Origin of the sequence: Microbacterium oxydans (assembly GCF_006540085.1) — a bacterium.
In the GTDB taxonomy this organism is placed as follows: Bacteria; Actinomycetota; Actinomycetes; order Actinomycetales; family Microbacteriaceae; genus Microbacterium; species Microbacterium oxydans.
On the sequence record NZ_BJOG01000001.1, the window covers coordinates 169,804 to 196,591 of the forward strand.

Consider the following 26,788-nt stretch of genomic DNA (forward strand, 5'->3'; position numbering starts at 1 on the left):
GAGCCGCGTGACAACCTGGTTTCGATCCGGGCCACCGCTATCGTGAGCACATGAGCAACGAAGAGTCGCCGGAAACCGCGCCGCACGACGAGGACGCACCCGCCACCGCTCCCGCCGCACCGACCCCCGGGCGCCGTCGGCACTCCGCATCCGACCCCGCCACCGCGGTGATCGCGTCGGCGGCCGACTCGCCTCGTCCGGTCGTGATCGAGCCGACGACACCGAGCCGCTCCTTCTGGACGCGCATCGATCGTCCGTTCGTGTTCGGGTTCCTGGTGACTCTCGGCGGCCTGGGCGCGATCGTGATCGGTCTCGCGCTGTCGAACCTGTCCACGGTGCTGATCTACATCGCACTGGCGCTGTTCGGTGCGCTCGGACTCGACCCCGCCGTGCGTTTCCTGGAGCGCCGCGGTCTCTCCCGCGTGATCTCGGTCGTCATCACGATCCTCGCGCTCATCGTCGTGTTCGCCCTGGTGATCTGGATGATCGTCCCCGTGGTGATCGATCAGATCGTGAGCTTCGTGCAGTCCGTGCCCGGCATGATCAAGGACTTCACCCACAGCGACATCTACGCGACCCTGGAAGCGCAGTTCGGCGATCAGTTCCAGGACCTCGTCGCCCAGGTGCAGTCGTTCCTGACCGACTTCGGCAACCTGGCCACGATCGGCGGCGGCGCCCTCGCCGTCGGTGCCTCGATCGCCACCAGCATCTCCGGCGCCATCGTCGTGCTCGTCCTCACGCTGTACTTCCTCGCATCGCTCCCCACCATGAAGCAGGGGATGCTGCGTCTCGCCCCGGCCCGCGACCGGGCTCGCGCCGGAGACATCGCCGACCAGATCACCGACTCGGTGGGCGGTTATGTGATGGGGATGGTGATCCTGGCGTTCTGCAACGCGACGCTGGCCTTCCTCCTGTACCTGTTCCTCGGACTGCCGTTCCCGCCGCTGATGGCGGCGATCGCCTTCTGCATCACGCTGATCCCTCTGGTCGGCTCCGTGCTGTTCTGGATCCTCGGCACCTGCCTCGCGCTGTTCACCAACCCGATCGCCGCCCTGGTCTTCGCGGCGATCTACCTCGTCTACATGCAGATCGAGGCGTACGTGATCACCCCGCGCGTGATGAACAAGGCGGTGTCGGTCCCCGGTTCGCTGGTCGTGATCGGTGCCCTGGCCGGAGGCACCCTGCTCGGTCTGCTCGGTGCCCTGGTGGCGGTGCCGGTGACCGCGTCGATCCTCATCATCATCAAACAGGTCCTCGTGCCGAAACAGGACGCCCGGATCTGACCCAGCGCGAACGACGAAGCGCCCGGACCCTGTGCGGGTCCGGGCGCTTCTGTCTGTGCTACTCAGCTGAGGTCGTTGTCGGACAGCCACTTCTTGGCGATGTCCTCCGCCGACTTCTGGTCCACCGTGCTCTGCACGTTGAGGGCGACGAGCTCTTCTGCGGTGAGCTTCTTGCTGACCGCGTTGATCACGTCGGAGATCTCGTCGGCGACGTCGCTCGAGGCGATCGGCACGACGTTCGAGGCCAGGATGATGTTCTCCGGGTCTTCGAGCGCGACGATGTCCTCGGTCTGGAACGCCGGGTCGGCCGAGTAGATGTCCGCCACCTGGATCTCACCGGCGAGCAGGGACTCCAGCGTGGTCGGGCCGGTCGCGGAGAAGCCGAGGTCGACGCCGTACACCTCCTTGGCCTTCGCGGGGCCGTAGGGGCGCTGCTCGAACTCCGGTGCGGCGCCGATCGTGACCGGGGTGGTCACCTTGGAGAGGTCGCCGATCGTGGTGAGGCCGTTCTCCTCGGCGAAGCTCTTGAGCACCGTGTAGGTGTCCTGGTCGGAGGCTTCGGCGTAGTCGAGAGCGGTCAGGCCGTCGGGCAGCGCGTCCTTCAGGGCCGCGTACACGTCGTCCGGGCTCGTGGCGGTCGCGTCCTTGTCGAGGTACTCGAGCAGGTTGCCCGTGTACTCCGGGAACAGGTCGATCGCACCGGACTCGACGTCGGGCATGTAGGCGTCACGCTGGCCGATGTTGAACTGCTCGTCGACCTTAAAGCCCGCGGCCTGGAGAGCCTGGGAGTAGATCGTGGCGATGATCTCGTTCGAGTAGTAGGCCTGCGAGCCGATGACGATCGTGTCGTCGCCGGAGCTCGAGCCTTCGCTCGGAGCGTCGAGCGGATTGCTGTTCGCGCAGCCACCGAGGACGAGCACCGCGGCGAGCGCGGCACCACCGGCAAGGGCGAGTCGTGACTTACGTGCTGTGAACATGGGGACTTCCTCTTCTCTGGGACAACGGGGGTGAGGCTGTGGAACGTGTTTCGGCTGTGGTGTGTTTCAGGCGGTGGCCGGTGCCGGTGTGCCGGCGGCCGCGCGGGAGCGGCGCTTCGTGGTCGGCGCGCGCAAGCCCGCGGGAACGGCGGCGTGCTGGAGGAGGGCGAAGATCAGGTCGACGACCAGCGCGAGCACGGCCACGAGGATCGCGCCGCCGAGCACCTGGTCGAACTTGCGCAGGGGAATGCCTTGGATGATCGGCCAGCCGAGACCGCCGAGGTTCACGTACGCGGCGATGGTGACCGTGGCGATCACCTGCAGCAGGGCCGCGCGGATGCCACCGACCAGCAGCGGGAGCCCGAGGGGCACCTCGACCTTCCAGAACACCTGCCACTCGGTCATGCCCATCGAGCGCGCGGAGTCGAGCACGCGACGGTCGATGGCCTCGAGCCCGGTGTAGGCCCCGGCGAGGAGGGAGGGGATCGCGAGGAGCACGAACGTGATGATCGCGGCCTCGGGCACCCGCAGCACACCCAGGATCAGCACGAGCAGCACCATCAGGCCGAACGACGGGATGGCGCGCGCCGCACCCGACACGGCGACGGCGATCTCGCGGCCCTTGCCGGTGTGGCCGATGAGCCACCCGAGCGGTATCGCGATGACGCCGGCGATCAGCACCGAGATCAGCGTGTAGTACATGTGCTGGCCGAACAGGACCGGCAGCGAGTAGGTGCCCACCCACCGGTCGGGGGAGAAGAGCCAGGCGAAGGCTTCCGTGAAGACGTTCATGCGGCGGCCCCCAGTGCGGCGGTCTGCTTCGCCGCGGACGGCGTCTTGGCGGCGCGGGTCCAGGGCATGAGGGCGCGGCCCAGGAGCATGAGCAGCAGATCGATGAGGAGGGCGATCACGACGACGGCGATCACTCCGGCGAAGACCTCGGCGAGGATGCGTCGCTGCAGACCGTTGGTGAAGAGGTAGCCGAGGTTGGTCACTCCGACGAGGATGCCGACCGTGGCGAGGGAGATGGTGCTCACGGCTGCCACGCGGAGACCGGCGAGCACCACGGGACCGGCGAGGGGGAAGTCGACGGTCCAGAATCGGCGGAAGCCGCCGTATCCCATCGCGGTGGCCGACTGGCGGATGGCGGGGTCGACCGAGTCGAGGCCGTCGGACACGGCCCGCACCAGGATCGCGACCGCATAGATGGTGAGGCCGATGATGAGGTTGATCGGGCTGCGAGCGGGATACCCGGCGACGGACGGGAGGAGGATCAGCAGTGCGAGCGACGGGATCGTGTAGAGCAGCCCGGTGAGGACGATGACCGGTCCCTTCACCAGCTGGTAGCGCCAGGCGAGCCACCCGAGCGGCAGCGACAGCACGAAGCCGAGCACGATCGCGATCGCACTCTGCTGCAGGTGGATCGCGGTCAGCTCGAGGATGAGGCCGAGATTGTCGACGATCCAGTTCACGGAGCGCCCTTCGTCGCGCTCTCCTCGCTCAGGAGGGCGTCGGTCACAGCATCAGGCACATCGATGATCGACCCCTGCGTGCGGCCTTCGCCGTCGACCACCACGGTGCCGTGCGGCGTCTGCTTGAGATGCAGAGCACGGCGTCCGCGTTCGGCGCCGATGAACGCCGAGACGAAATCGTCTGCCGGGTTCTCGATGATCTCGCTCGGGCTGCCGACCTGCACGATGCGGGCGCCCTTGTCGAGGATGACGACCTGGTCGCCGAGCAGGAACGCCTCGTCGATGTCGTGCGTGACGAACACGACCGTCTTGTCGAGCTCTCGCTGCAGCCGCAGGGTCTCCTGCTGCAGGTCGGCTCGCACGATGGGGTCGACCGCGCCGAAGGGCTCGTCCATGAGCAGGATGTTCGGGTCGGCGGCGAGGCCGCGGGCCACGCCGACGCGCTGCTGCTGGCCGCCAGAGAGCTGGCTCGGGTAGCGGTCGGCGAGCGCCTGGTCGAGGCCGACCGTGTCGAGCAGTTCCCGTGCGCGCTTGTGCGCCGGGCCCTTCTTCACCCCGGTCAACCGCAGCACGGTGGCCACGTTGTCGATGACGGTGAAGTGCGGCATGAGCCCGGAGTTCTGCATCACGTAGCCGATGCGTCGGCGCAGGGCCACCGGGTCGCCCTGGAGCACGCTCTCGCCGTCGATCTCGACCTCGCCGGAAGTCGGCTCGACCATGCGGTTGATCATGCGGAGCAGAGTGGTCTTGCCACAGCCGGACGAGCCGACGAACACCGTGGTCTTGCGCGAGGGCAGCACGAGGCTGAAGTCGTCGACGGCGAGGGCGCCGCCGGGGAAGCGCTTGGTGACGTTGCGGAACTCGATCATGGGCTGGTCTCCAGTCGGTCGATCGATGTGCGAGCAGACGAGTCTGTGCTCTTCTGATACTTACGGGGCTCTTCAGATTCCTACGGGGCTCTTCAGATCTCTACGGGCCGACCTCGACGCGCGGATCGAAGGCCACGAACCCGGAGAAGTCCTTGCCCACCCGATCGAACGCCGAGGGGTAGGGGGTCGGATACGACCAGGCGTAGTCGGTGTGGAGCTCGCCGTCGGTCTGCACCGAGTAGTACTGAGCAGCCCCCTTCCAGGGACAGGTGTAGGGCGTGGGGCTCTCGACGAGCACGCCGGGCGTGATGGACGCCGGTGGGAAGTACCAGTTCCCCTCGATGCGGGCGAGATCGCTCTCGTCAGCTTCGGCGATGACGGTTCCTGCGAGTACAGCCTTCATGGTCCTGCCTCCTCGGATGTGGGTATGAGCGTATAAGACGGGTGCGACATCGTGGGTGAGGGTTGCGCCGCGCTCGTCAATATGAGAAACAATCCGGATCCTGTTCGACGCGATCACGCGAACGGATTGCCCCTGATCGCGAGATCAAGCCCTGACGTCCATCAGGCGGAGTCGCGACCGTACCCCTCCAGCAGTCGTAGCCAGATCTCGCTGATCGTGGGGTACGACGGCACCGCGTGCCAGAGGCGGGCGATCGGCACCTCGCCGACGATCGCCACGGTCGCCGCGTGCACCAGTTCCGCCACCTCGGGTCCGACGAACGTCGCACCGATCACGACGTCGCGGTCGGTGTCGACCACGAGTCGCGCCTGGCCTTCGAATCCGTCTTCGTAGAGGCTCGCGCCGGCGACCCAGCCCAGGTCGTAGTCGACGGCCTTCACCGCGATGCCGGCCTTCGTCGCCTGAGCCTCGGTGAGCCCCACCGATCCGACCTCGGGGATCGAGAACGTGACCTGCGGGACGGCGGCCTGGTCGGCGGTCGCGACGTGACGACCCCACGGGGCGTCGTCGACATCTTCGCCCTTGGCACGGGCGACGATCACATCGCCGGCAGCGCGCGCCTGGTACTTGCCCTGGTGGGTGAGCAGCACGCGGCCGTTGACGTCGCCGACCGCGTAGAGCCACTCGGATCCGGGGACGCGGAGCGTGTCGTCGACGTCGATCCAGCGACCGGGTTCCAGGCCCACGACGTCGAGGCCGATGTCACCGCTTCGGGGCGAGCGACCCGTCGCGGCCAGCACCTCGGTCGCGGTGATCTCCTCGCCGCCGTCGAGGGTGATGGTCACGCCGTCCGCGCCGCGGCGCACGGATGTGGTGCCCGTGCCGGTGCGCACGTCGACACCGAGCTCCTTGAGGCCCGCGGCGACACGTTCGCCCGCGAAGGGCTCCATCCCGCCGAGCAGACCGCTGCGGGCGATCACCGTGACCTTCGAGCCGAGTGCGGCATAGGCGGTCGCCATCTCGACGGCCACGACCCCTCCGCCGATCACCGCCAGGCTGTCGGGCAGCTCCTCGGCGCTGGTGGCCTCCCGGCTCGTCCACGGTGTGGCATCGCGGAGACCATCGATAGGCGGGATGACGGCATCCGATCCGGTGCTGATGGCGACAGCGTGCCGCGCCGTGAGCACGCGCTCCGCGCCATCGGCATCCGTCACCGTCACTTCGCGCTTACCCGTGATGCGGCCGTGGCCCCGAGCGAGGTCGATGCCGGCGGAGTCGAGCCACTTCACCTGGCCGTCGTCCGACCAGTTGCTGGTGAACGAGTCGCGGCGGTCGAACACGGCGCGCACGTCGAGCTTTCCGGTCACCGCCTGCGAAGACCCGCCCACGTGCTGCGCGGCCCGGAGCGCCTGCGCCGAACGCAACAATGCCTTCGACGGCATACACGCCCAGTAGGAGCATTCACCCCCGACGAGCTCGCTCTCCACGATGATCGCGGTGAGCCCGCCCTGCACGGCTCGGTCGGCGACGTTCTCGCCCACCGGACCACCGCCCAACACGATCAGGTCGTACTCGTCGGTCTTCTCCGCAGCGTTCATGCGTCGCACCTCTCCGTGAGCCGGTTACGTGGCCCAGTCTCGCTCATGAGCAACGCCGAGTCACGGGTGAGTTGTTCCCTTCGGCGTGGCGCGAGGAGGGGCTGCGGCAGGCCATAGAGTGTGGTTCGTCGTTTCGATCGGCGGCGGACGCCCCGCGCGCAGGTCCGCTTCGCGCGCTGTTAGCCGCACGATCTCCGAGGATGCCCGCCGATGAGCACTGCGATCACGCCCCCGCCGCCTGGTTGGTATCCGGCACCGGATGGCACCGAGGCCACATGGTGGTGGACTGGCGCCAGCTGGTTGCCACCATGGAGCGAACAGGCCGCTTTGCGGACGATCACCAAGCTCGCCACTGCGACCCAGGTCATGGTCATCGTCTGCGGTGTTCTGGCACTCGTGCTCGTTGGCGTCGAGGCCATGGGTATCACGGCGCTCACCAGCTACCTCGATGGGAACACCTCGGCCGTCGAGACTCTCCACCTGTATGACTGGACCTGGATTGTCGGTAACGCACTGGCGACCCTGTCCATGACCGCCGCCGCCGCACTGTGGGCTACCTGGCAGTACCGTGTCGCCGTTCAGGTCCGCGGGCTCACCCGTCGCGCCGCCGGCTGGCACGCCGGAAACTGGTTCCTCCCCATCCTCGCCCTCTGGCGCCCCTTCCAGGACATCTCTGACCTCTGGCGGGCGATCGGCCGCACGCCCCCGCGCTGGCTGATCGTGTGGTGGCTTCTCTGGATCGCCAGCTTCATCTCGTTCAAATGGTCGACCCAGATCGACTCGCGAACCGAAGCACTGGAGCAGATCCGCGCCACGATGTGGTCCAGCATCGTAGGCGAGGCGTTCCTCATCGCCGCCGCTTTCATGGCCTTCTTCATCGTCCGTGGAATCACACAAGGTGTCATCCAGCGCCCACAACAGCGGTAGCCCCGCGATGGTCGTCGCACCGGGAATCAAACACGTTACCGACGACTACAACAACCGGTCCGCCCACTCATAGCAGTCCGGTGTCGACGTCGCCACCTTGCCGCCCACACCGCCGTCACACCCATCCGATTTCCCGACATCCCCGCGGCGGCATTCACCCGACGAACCGCACAGAGGCGATAGCTCGTGTCCCGCAATCACCGCCAGCACAACTGTCCAGCCCGTCATATACCGCAGCCGACGAAAACGACGTCGACCCGATCTCCGACTGATTCATCGCCCTCTACTGAATCAGTCCGAAGGGGCGCTCGACCTCATATCGAGTTTTATCGACCTGTTCCGAATACGCTGGATCGCGCTTGCCGACCAGTCGAAGAATACGAGCGCTTCATTCATACTCAAATGTATCGTGACGTCGTCATCCACTACCCTGCGACTCGGTGTGGAATGAACTTCCAACGTCAATCACGAACGATCGAACGACCACCGGCCGATCTACACCAGGCTGAGCAAGCAGTAGTGTCACCTCACCCCAGACGCAAGCCCGACCTCATAGTGAAGTCGTTCAATTGCTCCGCTCTTCATTCCCAGGTCTCCAGGCATCCATTTGACTACACCCGGCCCGATTTTTTACAGCACCCGCTCAATTCCATGCCAGCCCGGCACCGATGACAATGACAAGGGCCGCGAGTCCGTAGGTGACGGCGAACTCGACGATCACCCGCCGACGCTCCACGGGCAAGTTCTGTGGACGTTTTGCAATGGAGGCCTCTGCGGGGGAGGAAGGCTGAGGACTGTTCTCATCTCCGTTGTCGACCGGTTCACCGGTCGCTCCCACGCGGACGCGGTTGTAGATCAGACGACCAATCGCGGTCAGAGCCGTAGCAAGACCGAGCCCGACGAAGAACACTCCCAGTCCTCTCCATCCATCAGGGGGAAGACAGGCGCTCGCCCACACCACCAGCCAATCCGTAATGACGAAAATTGCCAGAACGCCCGTAACCCCCGGCACCCAAAGCGGCATAGCGTTAGCAAAGCCACTCCGGAACCCACCACCCTCCCTATAGACAGCGCGCATGTAGAGTATTAGCCAAGAACTGAGCACAATTGCGGCCGCCCCCATCCCGAAACCCAAAAGGTACGAGAACCCGGCAGCAATACAACTCGACTTCACCTCAATCCCCCCAATAGTAGTTGAGCATCACGGAGCAACCCACACCGCCACCAATGATACCGCCAAACCCTGGAGAAAAGGCCGTATTTACTCCGCCAGGTCCGGTCCCATAGGCCGTACCTTCCATGTATCCTCCAACTCCGAATGCAGCGCTGCAACTGCCTGTTATTCCCGTGGTTCTGATTGTCGGGGCATTGAAGGCAACGCCGGCTGATCCCGACAGATCTACGGAGACTTTCGGGCCGAGACCGATACCTATATGATCATTTCCAATCTCAAGGCACCCCAAGGCGCAACCAGTAAATGCGAAACCCTTCGTCGAATTCTTTGAAATATTGCTAACGAGCGTGTCCCACTCGCGACCCTGCTGATTGTTCCAGAGCGCCTTCCGTGATCGTTCAGCACTTAGCTCGATTTTCTTAAAATAGCTCAGTTGGCGTTTGACGGTTGTCGGTGCCGACTTCTTTCCCCCGTCGACTCGTGGAGCGATGGACCACTTCTCTCCCGTCAGGTCGTGTCCGTTGATGGGGTCGGTAGGCCAGGAGTAGTCGTTCGCCCCACCACCTTCGATGGGATCGACTTGCAGGAACCGTCCGAGGGCGGGGACATACAACCGCACCCCCATCTCCACCACCAGAGCCGAACCCGCCGACTCCGCGGGCTTCAACGCCCCCTGATGCCAGAGGGTGTTCCCCGCGACCTGCCCGGTGTCATCCGACGCGACCGTCCCGATCGCGAACGTCACCGGGTCCACCGGCTGACCGAACGGATCCCACAACAACAACCCGCTTGTCGTCGTGCCGGTGCGGGTCACCAAGCCGTGCCCACCCAACCCGGGGAACGACCACGTCACCTCCCCCGCCTGGTTCGCCCACGACACGCCACCCGGCAGCCCGACGGTCCGCGTCAAACCTGCACCGGACCGCTGCCCCCACGCCGCATCACCACCCGCCGCATACAGGTAGCTCGTCGTGACCGCCGGCTCCGCACCCGCCGGATCGATCGTCCGCGATGCCATGCGCCCGGTCGCGTCCCGCACGATCCGCACCGTCGTCCCATCGTCATACGTCGTCCCGATGTGCCGGTTCGCCGCATCGTACGAGAACTGCATGTCACCGAGGCGAACCGTGTTCCCCCGCCCGTCGTACACGATCTCCGACGCCGACAGACCATCCGCGACAGTCGTCGCACCCGGGACCGCCCCCGTGACTGTCGAGGACAACAGCCTGTCCGCCCAGTCGAAACAGGACTTCGTCGTCGTGGTGACCGCCGCCTGACCTGGCGCCGTCCACACATCCGTCGAACCCGTCCGGTTGCCGGACATGCCCGCGGCCGCATTCGGACCGCACCCACCCGATGACCCGAACTCATAGGTGAGCTTGTGCCCGGGAATCGTCGCCGACACCAGCCGCCCCGCGGTGTCATACCCGTACGTCGACGAGTACGACGTCGATCCCGTCGACGACTGCTGCTTCACCACACGGCCCGACTGCGAACGCACGACAGCATCCGACACGACCTGACCGCCGACCAGCCACTCCTGGCCGATCACCCGCTCCGCCGCATCACGGCTCACGCTGTTCAACGCCGAACCATCCGGATACGCGATCTGCTTCAACCGCTGCAAAGCGTCGTACGTCACCGACGCGAGCTGTTGCCCATCGACCGTGACCGTCTTCACCTTGCCGTCGGCGTCATACGTGTACGCCGTCACCGACGCCGCACCACTGGCCGGAGTCGTCGATATCTTTGTCACACGCCCGGATGCGGGGTCGTATGTGGGCGTGGTCACCGTGCCCCATACATCCGTGTAACTCACGACCCGACCGAGCAGGTCGGAGACGGTCGTGATGGTCGAGCCGTTCGGCGACCCTGCGACCGCTACCCCGCTCGTGACGGTGGTGTATCCACCGTTCGTCACTCGTGTCGACTCCGTTGTCGTGCTCGAGATCGTCGCCACGCCCGAAGGACCGGCGACCGTCGTGGAGATCACCTTGCCTCGGCCGTCGTACCCGGTGCACGACCACGCTGTGTCGCCGCTGGTCTTCGTCCCCACCGTGCGACCCCACGCGTCATACGCGTACTCCGTGGTGATCGGCGTGCCCGTTGCCGGGGTCGGCCCTGTCGTGGACTTGAGGAGACCGAACTGTTTGGTCCCCGCCGGAAGGCCGCACACCGCCGGGGCGCTGTTGATATCGCCGTAGTAGGTGCTGGTGGTCTTGGCTGTCGCCGGTGCGCCTGCTGCCCCACCGGCGGGGAGCGTGCGGGTCAGACGCCTGAGCCACCCTGCCGCACCGGGCTGCTCGAATGTCGTCGACGTCGTCAGCGCGAGGCCGTCGGGGTCGACGGTTCCTGCCGTCGCCTGACCGAGCCACGGATGCTGATACGTCATCGCCGTGGTCGTGGATGGCGCCACGGCCCCCGAAGCCGTCGTCGAGTCGTCCGCGGTCGTGCGCGTGACGAGACCGTAGTCGGGGCGAAGCGCCGAGCCCGGCACGATGACCCCGGTGGACGGCGAGGAGGGCGTCTTCCACTTGAGCTGCAACGTCGCGGTCGAGAGGTCGTCGCGGTACTCCACCCGGATGCGACGCGACTCACCCGCAGCTACCGTGATCGGAGCGCCGAAACGCTCCGCGGGCCCGCCCTCCCACTTGTCGGACACCAATGTGTCGCCCACCCACACGCGGGCGCCGTCGTCGCTGAAGGTGCCGAACGTGTACTGGCCGGCCTGAGGGAATGTCACCAGACCCGTCAGACGCAACGACCAGTTGTCGACGCCGATCCCCGCGCCGGGCGACCCGGCTGCCCAGTCGCGATCGACCGCGCCGCCAGCACCACCGATCCCGAAGCCGATCAGCGCGGGCTTCCCCGCCAAGTGCGGATTGGGGTAGTACGTGGCCTGCAGCCCCTGCAGGCCACCGTCATATGTCGTCGACGAATGCGCCGGAAGGATGCCACATCCGCTCACCGCCGTCGGGTTCGACACCGGACGACCGTTGGTCTGGAAGCATGCCGCGGGAGCGGGGCCATACGTATCCGTCGACCGGTCTGTTGCGGGATCGTAGATGGTCGTGGACTTCTGTCCCAGCGAACTCGTCGCAGAGAGCACGAGGTCCTTTGTCGGATGCCATTCCTGCGTGGCGGTGACGCCCATCGGCGACGTCGCCGCCACCTGACGCCACGCCGCGTCGTACGTGACCGTGCTGGTCGACTGAGGGACACCGACGACCGCGACCGTGCTGCGCCGGTTGGCGAGGTCATACGAATACGACTTCGTCATTCGCGATGCGTCCGGCATCTCGGGTTCAGTCGCTGGCAGCTGCACGGATTCGACACGCCCACCCGCATAGGTGATCGTGGTGTCGGGAAAGTCCCCGGGTGGCGGGACCGGCTGCACCAGGAGATAGTCGCTGCCCGCGGAGTCGCGGATAGACGTCAGCACGTTGTTGCTGTCATATCCGAAGATCGTCCGTTCATAGCCGGGGTCTTCGATGATCCACAGCTGCCCGCCGGCGTAGTAGAGCCTCGTCTCCTCGACTTCGCCCGAGACGAGCTCGGGATAGATGATCTTGCACAGCGACCCGGCCCGAGCCGGATAGTAGTTGGGCGGGAGAGTGGGGCAGACGGTCTGCGCCGCATCCTGGTACACGAACGAGACCTTGCGGTGATAGGTCGTCCCCTCTCGTGAGAGAGGATCCACGATCTCTTTGACCGTGCCATCCGCGTTGTAGATCATGATCGGTGCCGCAGGTTTCTGCCCATCGGCCACCGAGGTCGCCGACTCGACGGTCCCGCTCGCCGTGAACTGATAGACGGTTCCGCCCTCGTCTGTGAAGACCACCCGGCCCGCGTTGTCGAGCGAGACGACGCCGTACTCTCCCGCAGGCGGCGTGTAGCCTCCGGACGATGTTCGCGTGTACGTGTGCGCGCCACCGGTGGCGTCGGTCAGGACGATGGCCTGGGGCTCGATCGATGCGCGCGCCCACGAGCTGGCTTCACCGGCGACCGGCGTCGACGCAGACCATCCTTCTCGCATCGGTGTCCGCTGCGTGGTGAACCACGACGCGGGCACGATCACCGGTCCTTCGTTGTCGGCGAGGTCATCAGCCCACAACTCGACGTAAGCACCGGCATGAGACTCGTAGTAGTCGAGTTGAATCGGTGTCTCCGCCGTGGCGAGGTTGAGATTCCCCGTCCATTCGACTCCGGTCGCTCCGTTGGTCCAACGGTCGAGCACCGTGGTGTTGTTGACGCGCAACCGCACGCCGTCATCGTGCCGCACACCGAAGCGCCACTGCGAGGAGGCATAGGGGACGCGGACGAATCCGGACCACTGCGCCATGAAGTAGTCGTTCGCCAATGCGGGCCCAGGGGAGCCCGTGGGCCAGTCGAAGGAGATCGCCGAGTCGGTTCGGACCATCAGAGGCGTCTTTCCCGTGAACGTGTAACCCGCGGGAGAGGTGGGAACGTTGCCGTTGGCGTCTCGCCCGTCGTAGTACGAACCCGTCAGTCCTCGGTTCGAGACGCCGGCCGAGAGCGAGTTGTAGCTGAAGGACATGCCGATCGGTCCGCCGAGCGTGTTCACGAGCGGCGAGGAGAACGACAGATTCGCGTTGCCGTTCGCGAGGTTCACCGACACCGGACCTGTCGTGTCGAACGGAGAAGGGCCCGAAGATCCGAGCCTCATATCGACTTTGATCCTCTTCACCCACGCGGGAGTCGTGTTCTTGCCGAGCCCGTCGGTCGGCTGCACGATCCAGGAGTAGATGTTGCCGTCGCGCAGGGTCCCCTCAGGCACAGTCCACCGCACCTTGCCGTCGGCACCGGCCGCGATGAGACCCGACGTGTACACGGCGCCGGACTTGGCGTCAGCTCCCGTGGCGATCTTGAACTCGTACTTGACCTGAGCCCCCGCCGGGTTGTTGTCGGGATCCGTCACGGCGTCGACCTGCAGCGTGGGAGTGAGTGTGACGATCGTCTGCGGCGCTCCCGTCGCGTTGCCCGGCGTCGCGGTCGCCTCCGGCGGCGTGGGGGGCACGAGCTGAGTCTTCAGAGTCCTCGCTCCGGTCCACCGCACCGTGGACTGCCCGGCCTGCCCGTCGTGGCCGTCCTTGATTCCCGTCCGCCAGTAGTAGGTGGTCCCCGGCTGCAGCTTGCCCTCGGGAACGGTGACCTGCTTGCTCAGCGTCCACCCGGAATCCCAGACCGGATTGCTCATATCGGCGTTCTGCGACACCTGGAAGGTGAACGCCGCATTCGAGTACGGCGAATACGTCTGTCCGCTCGCGACGAGGGTGGGGGTGAGAGACACACCCGTCGAACCGCTCGCCGGAGAAGACTGCGACACGGTCGGGTACGCCCAGTACTCCGTATAGATCGCCGTGTTGATGCGCTTGAACGTGTACGCCCCCGGCGTCTCGCCCATGCGGATCATGAACGCGACTCCGCGATCGCCTTGCGAGAAAGCCCATGCGAGTCGTTGCGCGATCGCCGTGTCCGTCATCCAGTACGTGTCATTGCTGATTCCGAACCACGCCAGCTCCGGACCGATGCACCCGTCCTGATACCCGATGCAGCTCGCGTGGCTGAGTAGCCCCCCGTGGTAGGTGGTGGCGCCTGTGCCGGCGTACGCCACGGCGATCCGGGCATCGTTGATGAAGTTCCCCGGAACGCTCCCGTAGTCGAAACTGGTGAACGCACGCCAATACATGTCGCGGTTGTTCTGTCGGTTGTTCCCGACGTACAGGTTTCCGTCTACCGTGCCGTCGGTCTTGATCGAGTAGCTGTAGTTCGGTCCGTAGTTGATAGTCGGATCGACGTACACCGGGTACTCGCGCGCGGCATCGACAAGCCATTTGCGGTCCACGCTGAGCGTGTAGTTCCACGTCTTGTCATCGATGGGCGTGAGCGTCATCGTCGGATTGATGGTTGCGCTCTCCGAGGCGCCCTCGACGCCGGACGAGTCCCACACGACCGGAGCGGGGATGTGCATCACCGCGAGGCCGTCAGCGTCGACGAACTCGACCGCTCCGCCGTCTCCGACGATCGGGGTCAGTCCTCCGGCATCCACCGACCATGACCACGACGAGCGCCCAGGGACACCACTCAGGACGAGGGTCTCCTTGACACCGTTGGCTTCGACTCGGTACTCGAGGTCCGTTCGCCAGTCCACGTCTTCGTAGACGAGCAGGTCGTCAGGGGTTGCCTCCGTCGACGACCTCACCTCCGCCGTGCCGACGTCTGCGCTCGTCAACGCGAAGTCGAGCTCATGCCCGTCCGCGGTGACCGTGACGGCGGCAGAGTCCGTCGCGTCTTCGGAGAACTCCGGGGCCAAAGGGTGCGCGACCGCCTCCCAGCCACCCTTGGTGGGGGTGAGCTCGGTGGAGATGGCTTCCCAACCCTCAGCGGTCTCCATGTTGAGGATCTCGGTGGACTGCTTGAGAATCCTCGACCCGTCCGCACGCTCGTAGGTCGTCGAGAACGCATCCTGGGCAACGATCGGGAGGTCTTTCGCCTCTTCCGCGAGCTTGTCGTCGTCTTTGCCTCCCAGAGTGAGTCCCGCGCGCCGAGACGGCTCGAGCGGCACGACGGAGGCGATGGGCTGCTCCTCCAGCGCCATGGAGAAGTCGCCTTCCGGCATCTCGGAGACCGGCTCCGGAGCCGCCTCCGGAGTGCCGCCGAGGCGCTCGATGTCCTCTTCGGCGAGTTCGCCGTTGTCAGGAATCTGTCGCGCGTCCATCGCGGCGGCACTGGTTGCGTTCGCCGTCGTGACGAGGACGTCACCGACGGCCATCGATTCGGGGGTGAGGATCGCCAGCACGCTGACGAGAAGGCAGGCAAGACCTGCAGCGGAGAGTCTGCGCAAGACCGCGGTTCCTTTCACGGAGTCGCGGCCTCAATGCCGCACAGATAACTCATAGCGGATGCTGAGGATCCACCGCGAGTCTTCCGACATCACGAGTATGTAACTTCGCGAGAAGAACGGTCCATACGGGCGGGAGGCGCTCCATCAATTCGGAGTCTCACCCCGCGAGCGGCCGGTACGCGGCGGTGACGCCTACGCCACCGCCCTCGCAGGCTCCCGCACCCGCACACCGTCGGCGAAGGCCCGCGGGTAGGCGCGCCGGAGCGCGACGACGACGAGCGTGGCCGCGGTCACCTTGATCAGATCGCCGGGCAGGAACGCGAGGCTCGACAGCGCCGTGGGTCCGAGGGGCACGCCGGTAACGAGAGCCTGCACGGGGATGCCGAACGCGTAGACGACGAACACACCGCCGACCAGTGCCGCGATCGCGGAGCGCCACCAGGTGAAGCGCCCCGTGCGCATGAGCAGGCCGATCACGACGACGCCGGCGATCCAACCGATGAGGTACCCGGCGCTCGGGCCGACGAACACTCCGAGTCCTCCACGACCGCCCGCCAACACGGGCAGCCCGACGGCGGCGAGCACGAGCACGAGGAGGATGGCGAGAGGCGCGAGGCGCGGACCCAGCACGAGCCCTGCGAGCATGACACCGAGGGTCTGCGCGGTGATGGGCACGCCGGCGGGCAGGGGCACGATCACCGCGCCGAGCACGATGATCAGGGCGGCGAACACCGCGATGCGTCCGAGCGATGCGCTGGCGTCTGTGGCGCGCGACGTTGTCATGAATCCTCCTGAACACCGTTCACTTGAACGGTGTTCATTAGAATAGGGACGCCATCCTCTCCACGCAAACCCGCCCCAGGAGCCATCACGTCCTTCTCCCCGATGCTGCGCCGTGTCGCCGTCGAAGACCCCGCTCGGCCGGCCATCGTCGACCACGACGCCGGCGTGACCTATGGCGAGCTCCACACCGAGTCGCGGCGGATTTCGGCGTCTCTCGAGCGCCTGCTCACAGCCCACTCGGCGCGGGCGGATTCACCCGGTCTTTCGACGCCGCCGCCCGTCGTCGCCATCTGTCTGAGCCGGGCTTTCGACACCGCACGCACCGTCGTCGGGATGGAGGCGGGGGATCGCATCCTCAGCGTCGTGGATGCGCACTGGCCGGTGTCGCTGCAGACGCAGCTGATCACATCCACCGGCGCGGTGGCGGTGATCACTGATGTCGCTGCGCTGCGAACCGCGCTGGATGCGAGCGGCTGGCCGGGCCTGATCCTCGGGCTCGCTGACCTCGAGAACCCGGGATCGTGCACCCTCGTCGACCCCGATGATCCTGCCGACGATGCCCCGTTCCTGCTGCTCACCTCATCCGGTACGACAGGACGACCGAAGCCCTTCCTCAAGACCCGCGCGCAGTACACCGCGAACATCGACGTCTCGCGCACATATCTGGGTGCGAGCAACCGCGTCGCGACCTTCGCACCGGGCCCGATGTCGTACAGCCTGACTCTCTACACACTGTTCGAGGTTCTCGGCTCCGGCGGCGAGCTGCACGTCGCCGACCGTCTCGACGACCTGTGGCTCACCCCCCGCGCGCGGGACGAACGCATCACGCGAGTGGTCACTGTTCCGGCTGCAGCTGCCGCCCTCGCCGACGCCGCGAGGCGCAACCCGGGAAGGTACGACGGCATCGAGCTGATCGTCACGGGAGGTGCCGCGCTCTCGGCGTCGGCTCGAGCCAGAGTGTCCGACGCGCTCCCCCGCACCCGGACGCTCAGTTACTTCGGCACCGGCGAACTCGGCTTCATCGGCGACGACCGCGCCGGCGACGGACGCATCCGGCTCTACCCGCAGGTGGAAGCCCGGGTGCGCGACGACGACGGCGATGATCTGGCACCCGGCGAGCTCGGCACGCTCTGGGTGCGCTCCCCCTCGTGCTCGACCGGCTACCTGCCGGGAACGACTTCCGCGTCGTTGACGGATGCCGACGGCTGGGCGAGCGTGCACGATCAGGGGCGGCTGCGTGGCCGGGACTTCTCGTTCGCCGGCAGAAGCGGAGATGTCGTCACCACCGGCGGGCACACCGTCGCCCTCGACGAAGTGGAACGTGCATTCGACGGGATGCCGGGCCTCGGCGACATCTGCGTGATCGCCGAGAGTGACGATCACCTCGGCACGCGGATCACCCTGGTCGTCGAAGGCGATGCGCCACCGGCAGCGACATTGCGCACGTGGGCGAGGGACCGACTCCCTCCGGCATCCGTGCCACGCCGCTGGCACCGCCTACCGGAGTTCCCACGAACCTCCGGCGGCAAGATTCGTCGCACCGCGGTCGCCGATCTCGTGGCGTTCGGGCGGAGGCCATCGTGAGCGTCGAGAGGTCTGTCGTCGTCACCGGGATCGGCGCCATCACCCCGAGTGGTCTCACCGCGCCGAGCATGTGGGCGTCAGTCCGCGCCGGACGAAGCGGCATCACGCGGCTTCCGCCTGAGCTCGAAGGTTCCGGGCCGGTGCAGGTCGGCGGAGTCGTCGGCGGGTTCACCGCCCCCGCCGACCTGCCGACACCACTCGTCCGCCACCTCACTCCGATGCAGCAGTGGGCGATCACCGCCGCTGATGAGGCGATGGATGATGCGGGCACAGGTGACCTGCCGTGGAACGCGGATGCCGCTCAGGTGATCATCGCCACGGGATCAGGGCCGGTGGACGCGGTGACGGAGGCAGCCGGCACGTTGCGAGAGGCCGGTCGGCGCCGGGTGCCGCCGAGCCTCGCCGTCTATGGAACCGCGGATGCCGTCGCCGGGATCCTCAGCCGTCGATACGGATTCCTCGGACAGACCCAGGCCATCACAGCGGCATGCGCGAGCGGCGCCATCGCGATCGGCGAAGGCCTGCGTCGCATCCGTCACGGATACGCCGATGCGGTGCTGGTCGTCGGGATGGACGACTGCCTCGGTCCGCTGCATCTCGCGGCGCATGCGAACCTGCGCTCGGTCGTCACCGGATTCGGCGATGACCCCTCATCGGCCTCCCGCCCCTTCGACCGTGCGCGGAGCGGTTTCGTCATGGCCCAGGGCGCCGCCGCGGTTCTGCTCGAGGCTGCCGACCTCGCCAGCGAACGCGGCGCACGCCCTCTCGCGACGGTCGCCGGGTTCGGTGCGACCAGCGACGCCCACCACGCCACGGCACCGGATCCGGCCGCCGCGGGAGCGACCAGGGCGATCAACGCCTGTCTCGCCGATGCCCGCGCGACCGCATCCGCAGTCGATCATGTCAACACCCACGGCACGGGCACGGTGCTCGGCGACGCGGCCGAGCTCATCGCACTCGAGCAGGCGCTGGGAGCGAGGGCACCGTCGGTTCCGCTCACGGCGACGAAATCCACCACCGGGCATCTGCTCGGCGCAGCCGGCGTCGTCGAGACAGTGGTCGCTGCGATGACCCTGCGCGACCAGGTGCTGCCTCCGACGATCAACCTGACCGACCCCGACGCGGAGGGCTGGGACTTCGTGCGCGACCAGGAGCGACGGCATCCGGTCCGCACAGTGCTGTCGACATCGTTCGGCTTCGGGGGTCACAACGCGGCGCTGCTGCTCAGGCTTCCGAGGTGAACTGCGCCCGTGCGGCTCCGTTCGCCTCTCCCCCGCGGCGAGGTCACCGCGGAGACGGCACCAGCACGACCTTCCCTCGCTGCCGGCGCTGTTCGATGGCTTCGTGGGCGGCGGCGGCATCCTCGAGGCGATACTCGTCCACAGGCGGAGCCGTGCGGCCTTCCGCCAGCGCGGCGAGCGCTCTGGACTCGAGAGCACGCAGGTCGGCGATGGACCGCCCGAGCGGGACGGCGACCGTGAGGGAGCGCTGCAGGATGTCGTCGGTGTCGAGCCGGAGCGCCTCTCCACTCGACCATCCGATGATCACGACGCGGGCACCGCTGGCGAGAGTCTCGAGTGCCGTCCGGCCCGTCGCACCTCCGACCCCATCGATCAGAACCGACGGCTGCGCGCCGTCGAGACGTTCGGCCATCTGCTCCGGCCACGTCTCGACCGTCACGTCGAGCGGCAGCAGCCGGCCGTCGGCGAACCTCTCACCGTGCGCGAGCCGCTCCACCACAGGGCGCTTCACCTCGCCGCCGTAGAGGGCGACGACAGTCGCCCCGACCGAAAGCGCCAGCTGGACGAGCTGACTTCCCAGGCCGCCCGATGCACCGGGGATGAGGACGACGTCGTCTGGGCGGATGTTCGCGGATTCCCAGACGAGCTGGGCCGTTCGACCGGTACCGATGGTCGCGACCGCTTGGGAGAAGGATGCTCCGGCGTCGACAGAGTGCAGAGACTGCGCGGACGCGAGCGCGAACTCGGCGTATCCGCCGCTGCGGAAGCCGAGGTGGGCGACCACGCGCGTTCCGAGGAGGGCCGCGTCGACACCGGACCCTACGGCGTCGACGAACCCGGCGACCTCGCGCCCCGGCGTCATCGGAAGTGTCGGCTTCGGCATCGACGCCGGTGCGGTGCCTCGACGGATGTCGGTGTCGACGGCATGCACACCCGCCGCGGCGACCCGGATCCGCACCTCGCCCTCGGCGGGAGTGGGCACGGCCACCTCCTCGGCTCTCAGCACCCCGGCCTCTCCGAAGTCGCGCTGCACGATCGCGAGCATGGTGCCCCGCTCCGTCGCCTCCGCGCTGCCCGCTTCCCCGCTCACGCTTCTCCCCCCGGCCGTGTCCCGCGCCGTTCAACGGCCGCGCTCACCCGTGGAGCGAGCACCGCCGCCGCGATCGCGATCACCGCAGCCAGGGCGAACACTCCCAGGAACGGGTCCGCGGTGGCCAACGCCGTGAACAGCGTCCCCGTGATGGCGAGCGCCATGGCACTGCCGAACGAATCGGCGACCGTCATCGCGCCGCTGTTGAAGCCTTGATTCTCCGGTGTCGACATCGCGAGCGTCAGCGCGCTGGTACGTGGGCTCATGAGCCCCATCCCCAGACCCGCCACGATCCAGGCGACGGCGAGCAGTGCGGCGTCCGCCCTGATGGCTGTGATCGCGACGGTCAGCACGATGCCGACGAAGACCAGGATCGTGCCGATGCGCACCGCCGTCACGCTCGAGAGGCGAACGCCCATCCGCCCCTGGACCGTCGCCGCGACCGACCACGAGAGCGCACCTCCGGTCAGGGCGAGCCCCGCGAGGGTCGGCGACAGGTCATAGCGATCGGTGAGCAGGTACGGCAGGTAGATCTGCGCGCCGAAGAACGCGGCAGCTGCGAGCCCGCGGACGAGGATGACCGAGGGCAGCCCCCGCTGCGCGCGGAAGGTTCCGCGGGGAACCAGCGGGCGAACCGCGATCAGGGCGACGATCACAGCGACGACCGCCAGCACCGGGCCGACACCGGGGATGTCGCCGACCAGGTTCAGCGTCAGCACCGCGGCCGCCGCCAGAATCGACCAACCGAGGCGGCCGTATGCCCACGGTGTCGTCGCATCGCCGTCGCTCGAGAGACCGCGAAGGGCTGGAATCACCATCAGCAGCGCCACGAGCACCAGGATCACCACACCGAGGAAGACCCAGTGCCAGCTCCAGAGCTCGGTCACGGCTCCCGCGACCGTTGGTCCGATCAGCGAGGGGATGACCCACGCAGCCGCGAATCCGGCGAAGATCGCGGGGTGCAGCTCCTGCGGGTAGACCCGGGCGACGACGACGTACAGTGCCACCATCAGGCCGCCGCTGCCGAGACCCTGCGCGAACCGGCCGGCGACGAGGACCTCCATGCTCGGGGCGAGACCGGCGATGAGCAGCCCCACGATGAACATCGCGACCGCGGTGTACAGCGGGGCGACCGGCCCCCGACGATCGGCCCAGTTTCCCGCGATCACCATGCCGATGACCCCGGTGGCGAGAGGACCGGCGAACGCCAGCGCGTATAGCCGTTCGCCGCCGAGGTCGGCACTCACGGTCGGCATCACCGTCGTGACCGCCAGGGACTCGAACGCCCCCAGGAACACGAGCGCGCACGCGCCGATCGTGATCCACACGTATTGGCTGCTCATGATGCGAGCTGCGGCCGCATCCGGCGTCGCCGCCTGCTCGGTCTCCGAAGTCATGATGACGACAGTAGAACCTCAAGTGAGGTTGAGGTCAAGAACGGATCTCGCGATGCCTCAGCGCACCGGAAGGAAGTGCGTCGGCGTCGGGACCTGCGCTTCGTGGCGGATACCGAGCGGCGCGCCCGTGCGCTCGTCGAGGTCGATCAGAGTGATGGTGTCGGAGCGCTGCCCCGCGACGAGCATCTTGCCCTCGTGGACGAGGTGGTGACGCGGCCAGTCGACGCCCGAATCGGCGAGTGCCACCGACTCCAAGGCCTCGCCTCCGCCGCGCACCCGCAACGCCGCGATCGTGTTGCTTCCACGCAGAGCCGTGTAGAGGAACTGCCCGTCGCGAGTGCGGGCGAGCTCGGCGGGGAAGTCTGTGCCCACTTCGGCGATCGGGCTCGTCAGCGTCACCGACACGACGCTCCAGGTGCCGTCGGCCGCGCGCGCGAGCGTGAACACCTCGCACGAGTACTCGGTGACCACGTGCAGGTGCCCGCTGGGGTGCAGCACCATGTGCCGCGGTCCGGTGCCGAGAGGCAGAACCACCTCGTGGTCGAGCACCAGCCCGCTGCCGCTCTGCCGCCAGAACCGCACGAGGTCGAACCCGAGGTCAGTGGTGGCGACGCGTCCGTCGGGGAGGAACACCGCGGCGTGCGCATGCGAGACACGGTCGCCGCCCATGCCGTACGGGTCCACCGCCGCGACGCCGTCTCCGGGAGGGGTGGGAGCGGGAGCATCGGGATCCGCGTCGTCCCCGAACAGGGCCGCGCGGAGTGCCGCCGCCGCATCCGCCTTCGCGGGGACGATGCGCCCTTCCGCGTCCAGCCCGACTCTCACGACACGACCGTCGCCGTAGCAGCTGGCGATCAGCGCCGAGCCGTTCGGGGCGACCGCCACATGACACACGTACTGGCCGACCGGCGCGGGCGCACCCAGCGGAGCCAGCACACCCTCACCCGCACGGACGAACGCCTGCACCGCGGAGTCACCCTCCAGTGCCGCGTAGACGATGTCGAGGGTCGGATGCTGCGCCAGCCAGGACGGCGAAGGAACCTCCACCGCAGTGCCACGGTAGGCGAGGGTGGATGCCTCGCGGCCCTCGTCCCCCGCGAGCAGGCCGATGCCCTCGGCCGAACCGTCCATCGCGGGGCCGTAGCCGCCGAGCCAGAAGCGCGTCATCGGGTGCGGATCAGTCGAGCAGGTCGTGACGGACGATGACCTGGTCGCGCTCCGGGCCGACACCGATCACCGAGATGCGCGTGTTGCTCATCTTCTCGAGCGCCAACACGTAGTCCTGCGCCGTCTGCGGCAGGTCCTCGAAGGTCCGAGCGACCGAGATGTCCTCACTCCAGCCGGGGAAGGACTCCAGGATCGGCTTCGCGTGGTGGAAGTCGGTCTGGTTGACCGGCACCTCGTCGAATCGCTCGCCATCGACGTCGTAGGCGACGCACACGGGGATCTGCTCCAGGCCCGTGAGGATGTCGAGCTTCGTGAGCACGAGGTCGGTGATGCCGTTGATGCGCGTGGCGTAGCGCGTGATGGGGGCGTCGTACCAGCCCACCCGGCGCGGGCGGCCGGTCGTGGTGCCGAACTCGAAGCCCTGCTTGCGCAGCCACTCGCCCTGCTCGTCGAACAGCTCGGTCGGGAACGGACCCGAGCCCACGCGGGTCGTGTAGGCCTTGACGATGCCGACGATGCGGTCGAGCGCACCGGGACCGACGCCGGAGCCCGTCGCCGCTCCTCCGGCTGTCGCCGAAGACGAGGTCACGAACGGGTAGGTGCCGTGGTCGATGTCGAGCATCGTGGCCTGACCACCCTCGAACACCACGACCTCATCGCGGTCGAGCGCCTCGGCGATCAGGTAGCCCGTGTCGGCGACCATCGGCCGCAGCCGCTCGGCGTAGGAGAGCAGGTCTTCCACGATCTCGTCGCAGGTGACAGCGCGGCGGTTGAAGACCTTCACCAGCAGGTGGTTCTTCTGGTCGAGAGCGCCCTCGACCTTCTGGCGCAGGATGTTCTCGTCGAACAGATCCTGCACCCGGATGCCGACACGGTTGATCTTGTCGGCGTACGCCGGGCCGATGCCGCGGCCGGTCGTGCCGATGTTGCGCTTGCCGAGGAACCGCTCCGTCACCTTGTCGAGCGTGCGGTGGTACTGCGTGATGATGTGCGCGTTGGCGCTGACCTTCAGCCGCGAGACGTCGATGCCGCGGGCGGCGAGCGCCTCCAGCTCGGAGAACAGCACCTCGAGGTCGATGACCACGCCGTTGCCGATCACCGGCGTGACGCCGGGAGACAGGATGCCGGAGGGCAGCAGGTGCAGCGCGTACTTCTCGTCGCCGACGACGACGGTGTGTCCGGCGTTGTTGCCGCCGTTGAACTTCACCACCCAGTCGGTGCGCTCACCGAGCAGATCGGTGGCCTTGCCCTTTCCTTCGTCGCCCCACTGCACGCCGACGATAACGATTCCTGGCATGGGTAACCCCCTGGCTTTCGCCGGGTTTGCACCGGCCGATGAGCTGGCCCTCTTCGGGCCGTCCCATCCTATCGAAGGGTTCCTCGACGACCCTCCGGTGGCTCGACCGCTCCGGTCGCGATATGACGGCCTCAGCGGCCGTTGAAGATGGAATATCGCGACCGGAGCGGTCGTCGTCCGAAATACGACGGGGGATGGCACTCGCGCGGCTCGCTCGATGTCGGACACCCCTGCCAGGATCGGAGGATGCCAGCAGCCGCATCCGGCGACCCCGAGATCACCTCCGACGGGATCCGTGCCGACGACGGAGCACCCGAGAAGCCCCGGATGCCCGCGAACCCCGGGACGCCGAAGAAGCAGGGTGCGCTCGTCCTCATCGCCGCACTGGTCACAGTGGTGCTGTGGGCGTCGGCGTTCATCGGCATCCGCGGAGCGGGTCCGCACTACGACCCGGGCGCTCTGGCGCTGCTCCGCATGGCCGTCGGCTCGGCCGTGCTGACGATCATCGCGCTACGGCACGGCATCCGCATCCCCGCGCGACGCCACTGGCTGCTCATCGCGGTGTGGGGAATCGGCTGGTTCTGCGTCTACAACCTCGCGCTCAACAGCGCGGAACTGACCCTCGATGCCGGCACCGCTGCGATGGTCGTGAACCTCGCACCCCTCATGGTCGTGGTGTTCAGCGGACTGTTCCTGCGTGAGGGATTCCCGAAGCCGCTCGTGATCGGCGCACCCATCGCCTTCCTCGGGGTCGTGCTCATCGGCATGAACTCCACCTCCGGCGCCGGCCCCGACATCACGGGACTCCTGCTCGCCCTCCTCGCCGCTGTCATGTACGCAGGCTGCACGCTCGTGCAGAAGCGTCTGCTCACCTCGGGTGTCGACGCCACCACCCTCACGTGGCTCGGCGCGGGGGTCGGCACCGTCGCACTGCTGCCCTGGATCGGCAACCTCATCGGCTCGCTCCAGACGGCACCGCTCGATGCGACGCTCTGGGTCGTCTACCTCGGCATCTTCCCCACGGCGATCGCTTTCACGACGTGGGCGTACGTTCTGCAGCGCAGCACTGCGGGGCAGACGTCGGCCACCACCTATGTGGTGCCGGCAATCGCGATCCTGATGTCGTGGGCGATCCTGGGTGAGGTGCCGACGCCGCTGATGTTCCTCGGCGGCGCGCTCTGTCTGCTGGGCGTGCTCATCACCCGACTGCGGTGGCGGCGACGGGCGTGATGCCGTTCACCGCCCGGTGATCACCCCTCGTGCGAACCCCAGCTCCGCGAGCCGGGCCGCGGCGAGCGTGCGCTTGAGTTCGAGCGACTCCCCGATCTCGGCGGCCAGGCGGGGTCGCGTGCGGATCAAGGCATCGATCGTGGCGAGCGGCAGCACCACCACCGTCAGGATCTCCCCGGCCACGGTCACCGCCTGCGTGCGCTCACGGGTGAGAGCGGTCTGTCCGATGAGGTCTCCTTTCTCGGCTGCGGCGAACTCAACACGGCCGCCTTCGACGTCGAGTGCGAGCACAGCCCTGCCCGAGAGCACCACGCGCACCTCGTCGGGGACGACTCCGCTGGGCAGCACGATCTCGCCGACGCCGTAGCGCTCCAGCCGGGCGTGGGTGAGCACTGCCTCGATGTCATCGTCGCGCAGGTGCAGGGTCGGCGCGATCTCGTGCATCGCCTCGACCAGACGCTGCGGCTCGGCGAGCGGGTCCGTGGAATCACCATCGAGAGCGAAGCCACGCCGCCGTGCCGCATACCAGAGCCAGGAGAGGTACATCGAGAGAGCCCGTGATGCGTCCGCCGGACCCGCCACCGGAATCGACACCGAATACGCGCCCGCCCCCGAATAGTCGACGGTCGCCCTCTCGCGCTGTAGTCGCATGGGAAGCGAATCGGCCACCTCGATGAGGAGGGCGATCACCTCGTGCGGTGGATCGTCGGTCGAGAACTTCACGCCCGTCTCTGCCGAGTAGGGCCCCTCGGGCTCGCTCAGGTTCGTGAACGAAGCCCCCGAGAGCGACGAGTTCGGCACGATCTGGATGCCGGAGCCGGTGTCGATGTGCACAGCCCTCCAGTTAACTTCGACGACACGCCCCTTCACGCCGGCGGCGTCGAGCCAGTCGCCGATCTTGAACGGCTGCTCGAACAGCAGCAGCAGACCAGAGATCACCCCACCCACCGCGTTCTGCAGAGCGAGGCCGATCACGATCGACCCGACACCGAGGGCAGTGAAGAGTCCGCCGACGTCGGCGTCCCACACCCAGGAGAACAGCAGAGCCAGGCCGACCCCCACCAGAACGAGCCGACCGATCTCGACGAAGATCGACGGGATCCGCTCTCGCCACGAGCCTGGCTTGGCGTTGGCGAACAGCGCCACGTTGAACGCCGACAGCACCAGCAAGATGACGAGGAACCCGAACACGGTCGCCACCACGCGCGTCCACACCTGATCGGCGGGCGACTGGATCGCGAACACCAACAGCGCGAACAGCGCGCCGACGGGGATGACCCAGTTGCGCAGCATGCGCAACGGCTTCGCCACCGGGCTATTGCGCCGAGTCAGCGCACCGATGAGCTCGGTGAGCACGACCAGGACGACGGGCACGCCCACCGCGAGGCCCACGATCCACCAGACCCAGCCGCCCGTGAACACGTCGCCCAT

At 67.3% G+C, this 26,788-nt stretch carries 19 protein-coding genes; 5 read left to right on the plus strand and 14 right to left on the minus strand.

The window, feature by feature from the left end:
• Positions 1-50: 50 nt before the first annotated feature.
• Complete coding sequence (locus MOX01_RS00790) at positions 51-1,283, plus strand: AI-2E family transporter (RefSeq protein ID WP_141368077.1); 1,233 nt, start codon at positions 51-53, stop codon at positions 1,281-1,283.
• A gap of 62 nt (positions 1,284-1,345) precedes the next feature.
• On the opposite strand, the gene MOX01_RS00795 is transcribed toward MOX01_RS00790, so the two are convergent.
• The 6 genes from MOX01_RS00795 to MOX01_RS00820 all read right to left on the minus strand — a co-directional run bounded on the left by MOX01_RS00795 (position 1,346) and on the right by MOX01_RS00820 (position 6,602).
• Positions 1,346-2,260, minus strand: coding sequence for an ABC transporter substrate-binding protein (locus tag MOX01_RS00795; RefSeq protein WP_141368078.1), 915 nt, complete (start codon positions 2,258-2,260; stop codon positions 1,346-1,348).
• Positions 2,261-2,326: 66 nt separating this feature from the next.
• Positions 2,327-3,052 (minus strand): ABC transporter permease, encoded by a 726-nt coding sequence (locus MOX01_RS00800; RefSeq protein ID WP_141368079.1) that lies wholly within the window; start codon positions 3,050-3,052, stop codon positions 2,327-2,329.
• A complete protein-coding gene (locus MOX01_RS00805; protein ID WP_061015815.1) occupies positions 3,049-3,732 on the minus strand; it encodes an ABC transporter permease in 684 nt (227 codons plus the stop codon). Before MOX01_RS00805 ends, MOX01_RS00800 begins: the two co-directional genes overlap by 4 nt.
• Entirely contained in the window at positions 3,729-4,601 is an 873-nt protein-coding gene (locus MOX01_RS00810) for an ABC transporter ATP-binding protein (RefSeq protein WP_141368080.1), read from the minus strand. Before MOX01_RS00810 ends, MOX01_RS00805 begins: the two co-directional genes overlap by 4 nt.
• A gap of 100 nt (positions 4,602-4,701) precedes the next feature.
• Positions 4,702-5,004, minus strand: coding sequence for a DUF427 domain-containing protein (locus MOX01_RS00815; protein WP_046748074.1), 303 nt, complete (start codon positions 5,002-5,004; stop codon positions 4,702-4,704).
• Between the two features lie 161 nt (positions 5,005-5,165).
• Positions 5,166-6,602 carry a dihydrolipoyl dehydrogenase family protein gene (locus MOX01_RS00820; protein ID WP_141368081.1) on the minus strand — a complete coding sequence of 479 codons (1,437 nt, stop codon included), beginning with the start codon at positions 6,600-6,602 and terminating at the stop codon, positions 5,166-5,168.
• A 210-nt stretch (positions 6,603-6,812) separates the two neighbouring features.
• Between MOX01_RS00820 and MOX01_RS00825 the strand changes: the two genes are divergently transcribed.
• Positions 6,813-7,529 (plus strand): DUF4328 domain-containing protein, encoded by a 717-nt coding sequence (locus MOX01_RS00825; RefSeq protein WP_141368082.1) that lies wholly within the window; start codon positions 6,813-6,815, stop codon positions 7,527-7,529.
• A gap of 643 nt (positions 7,530-8,172) precedes the next feature.
• Here the strand turns inward: MOX01_RS00825 and MOX01_RS00830 are convergent.
• From MOX01_RS00830 to MOX01_RS00840, 3 genes are all read right to left on the minus strand, one after another.
• Positions 8,173-8,553 carry a hypothetical protein gene (locus tag MOX01_RS00830; protein ID WP_141368083.1) on the minus strand — a complete coding sequence of 127 codons (381 nt, stop codon included), beginning with the start codon at positions 8,551-8,553 and terminating at the stop codon, positions 8,173-8,175.
• 151 nt (positions 8,554-8,704) lie between these two features.
• Complete coding sequence (locus MOX01_RS00835; protein ID WP_141368084.1) at positions 8,705-15,568, minus strand: PA14 domain-containing protein; 6,864 nt, start codon at positions 15,566-15,568, stop codon at positions 8,705-8,707.
• A gap of 192 nt (positions 15,569-15,760) precedes the next feature.
• Positions 15,761-16,351: a biotin transporter BioY gene (locus tag MOX01_RS00840; protein ID WP_058630866.1), complete on the minus strand. Its 591-nt coding sequence runs from the start codon at positions 16,349-16,351 to the stop codon at positions 15,761-15,763.
• Between the two features lie 102 nt (positions 16,352-16,453).
• Between MOX01_RS00840 and MOX01_RS00845 the strand changes: the two genes are divergently transcribed.
• Together MOX01_RS00845 and MOX01_RS00850 are read left to right on the plus strand one after the other, a co-directional pair.
• A complete protein-coding gene (locus MOX01_RS00845; protein WP_141368085.1) occupies positions 16,454-17,935 on the plus strand; it encodes a class I adenylate-forming enzyme family protein in 1,482 nt (493 codons plus the stop codon).
• Positions 17,932-19,176, plus strand: coding sequence for a beta-ketoacyl-[acyl-carrier-protein] synthase family protein (locus MOX01_RS00850; RefSeq protein ID WP_141368086.1), 1,245 nt, complete (start codon positions 17,932-17,934; stop codon positions 19,174-19,176). The genes MOX01_RS00845 and MOX01_RS00850 overlap by 4 nt, the downstream gene beginning before the upstream one ends.
• A 43-nt stretch (positions 19,177-19,219) precedes the next feature.
• Here the strand turns inward: MOX01_RS00850 and MOX01_RS00855 are convergent, their stop codons facing one another.
• From MOX01_RS00855 to MOX01_RS00870, 4 genes are read right to left on the minus strand one after another with little or no spacing between them, the layout of a single operon-like run.
• Positions 19,220-20,266: an alcohol dehydrogenase catalytic domain-containing protein gene (locus MOX01_RS00855; protein WP_211368683.1), complete on the minus strand. Its 1,047-nt coding sequence runs from the start codon at positions 20,264-20,266 to the stop codon at positions 19,220-19,222.
• Positions 20,263-21,663 (minus strand): MFS transporter, encoded by a 1,401-nt coding sequence (locus MOX01_RS00860; RefSeq protein ID WP_371861824.1) that lies wholly within the window; start codon positions 21,661-21,663, stop codon positions 20,263-20,265. Before MOX01_RS00860 ends, MOX01_RS00855 begins: the two co-directional genes overlap by 4 nt.
• Positions 21,664-21,720: 57 nt before the next feature.
• Positions 21,721-22,830: a lactonase family protein gene (locus tag MOX01_RS00865; protein WP_141368087.1), complete on the minus strand. Its 1,110-nt coding sequence runs from the start codon at positions 22,828-22,830 to the stop codon at positions 21,721-21,723.
• 10 nt (positions 22,831-22,840) lie between these two features.
• Positions 22,841-24,127 carry an adenylosuccinate synthase gene (locus MOX01_RS00870; RefSeq protein ID WP_141368088.1) on the minus strand — a complete coding sequence of 429 codons (1,287 nt, stop codon included), beginning with the start codon at positions 24,125-24,127 and terminating at the stop codon, positions 22,841-22,843.
• 246 nt (positions 24,128-24,373) lie between these two features.
• Between MOX01_RS00870 and MOX01_RS00875 the strand changes: the two genes are divergently transcribed.
• On the plus strand, positions 24,374-25,357 hold the full coding sequence (locus MOX01_RS00875) for a DMT family transporter (RefSeq protein WP_230977758.1): 984 nt from the start codon (positions 24,374-24,376) through the stop codon (positions 25,355-25,357).
• Between the two features lie 6 nt (positions 25,358-25,363).
• On the opposite strand, the gene MOX01_RS00880 is transcribed toward MOX01_RS00875, so the two are convergent.
• Complete coding sequence (locus MOX01_RS00880) at positions 25,364-26,788, minus strand: mechanosensitive ion channel domain-containing protein (RefSeq protein WP_141368089.1); 1,425 nt, start codon at positions 26,786-26,788, stop codon at positions 25,364-25,366.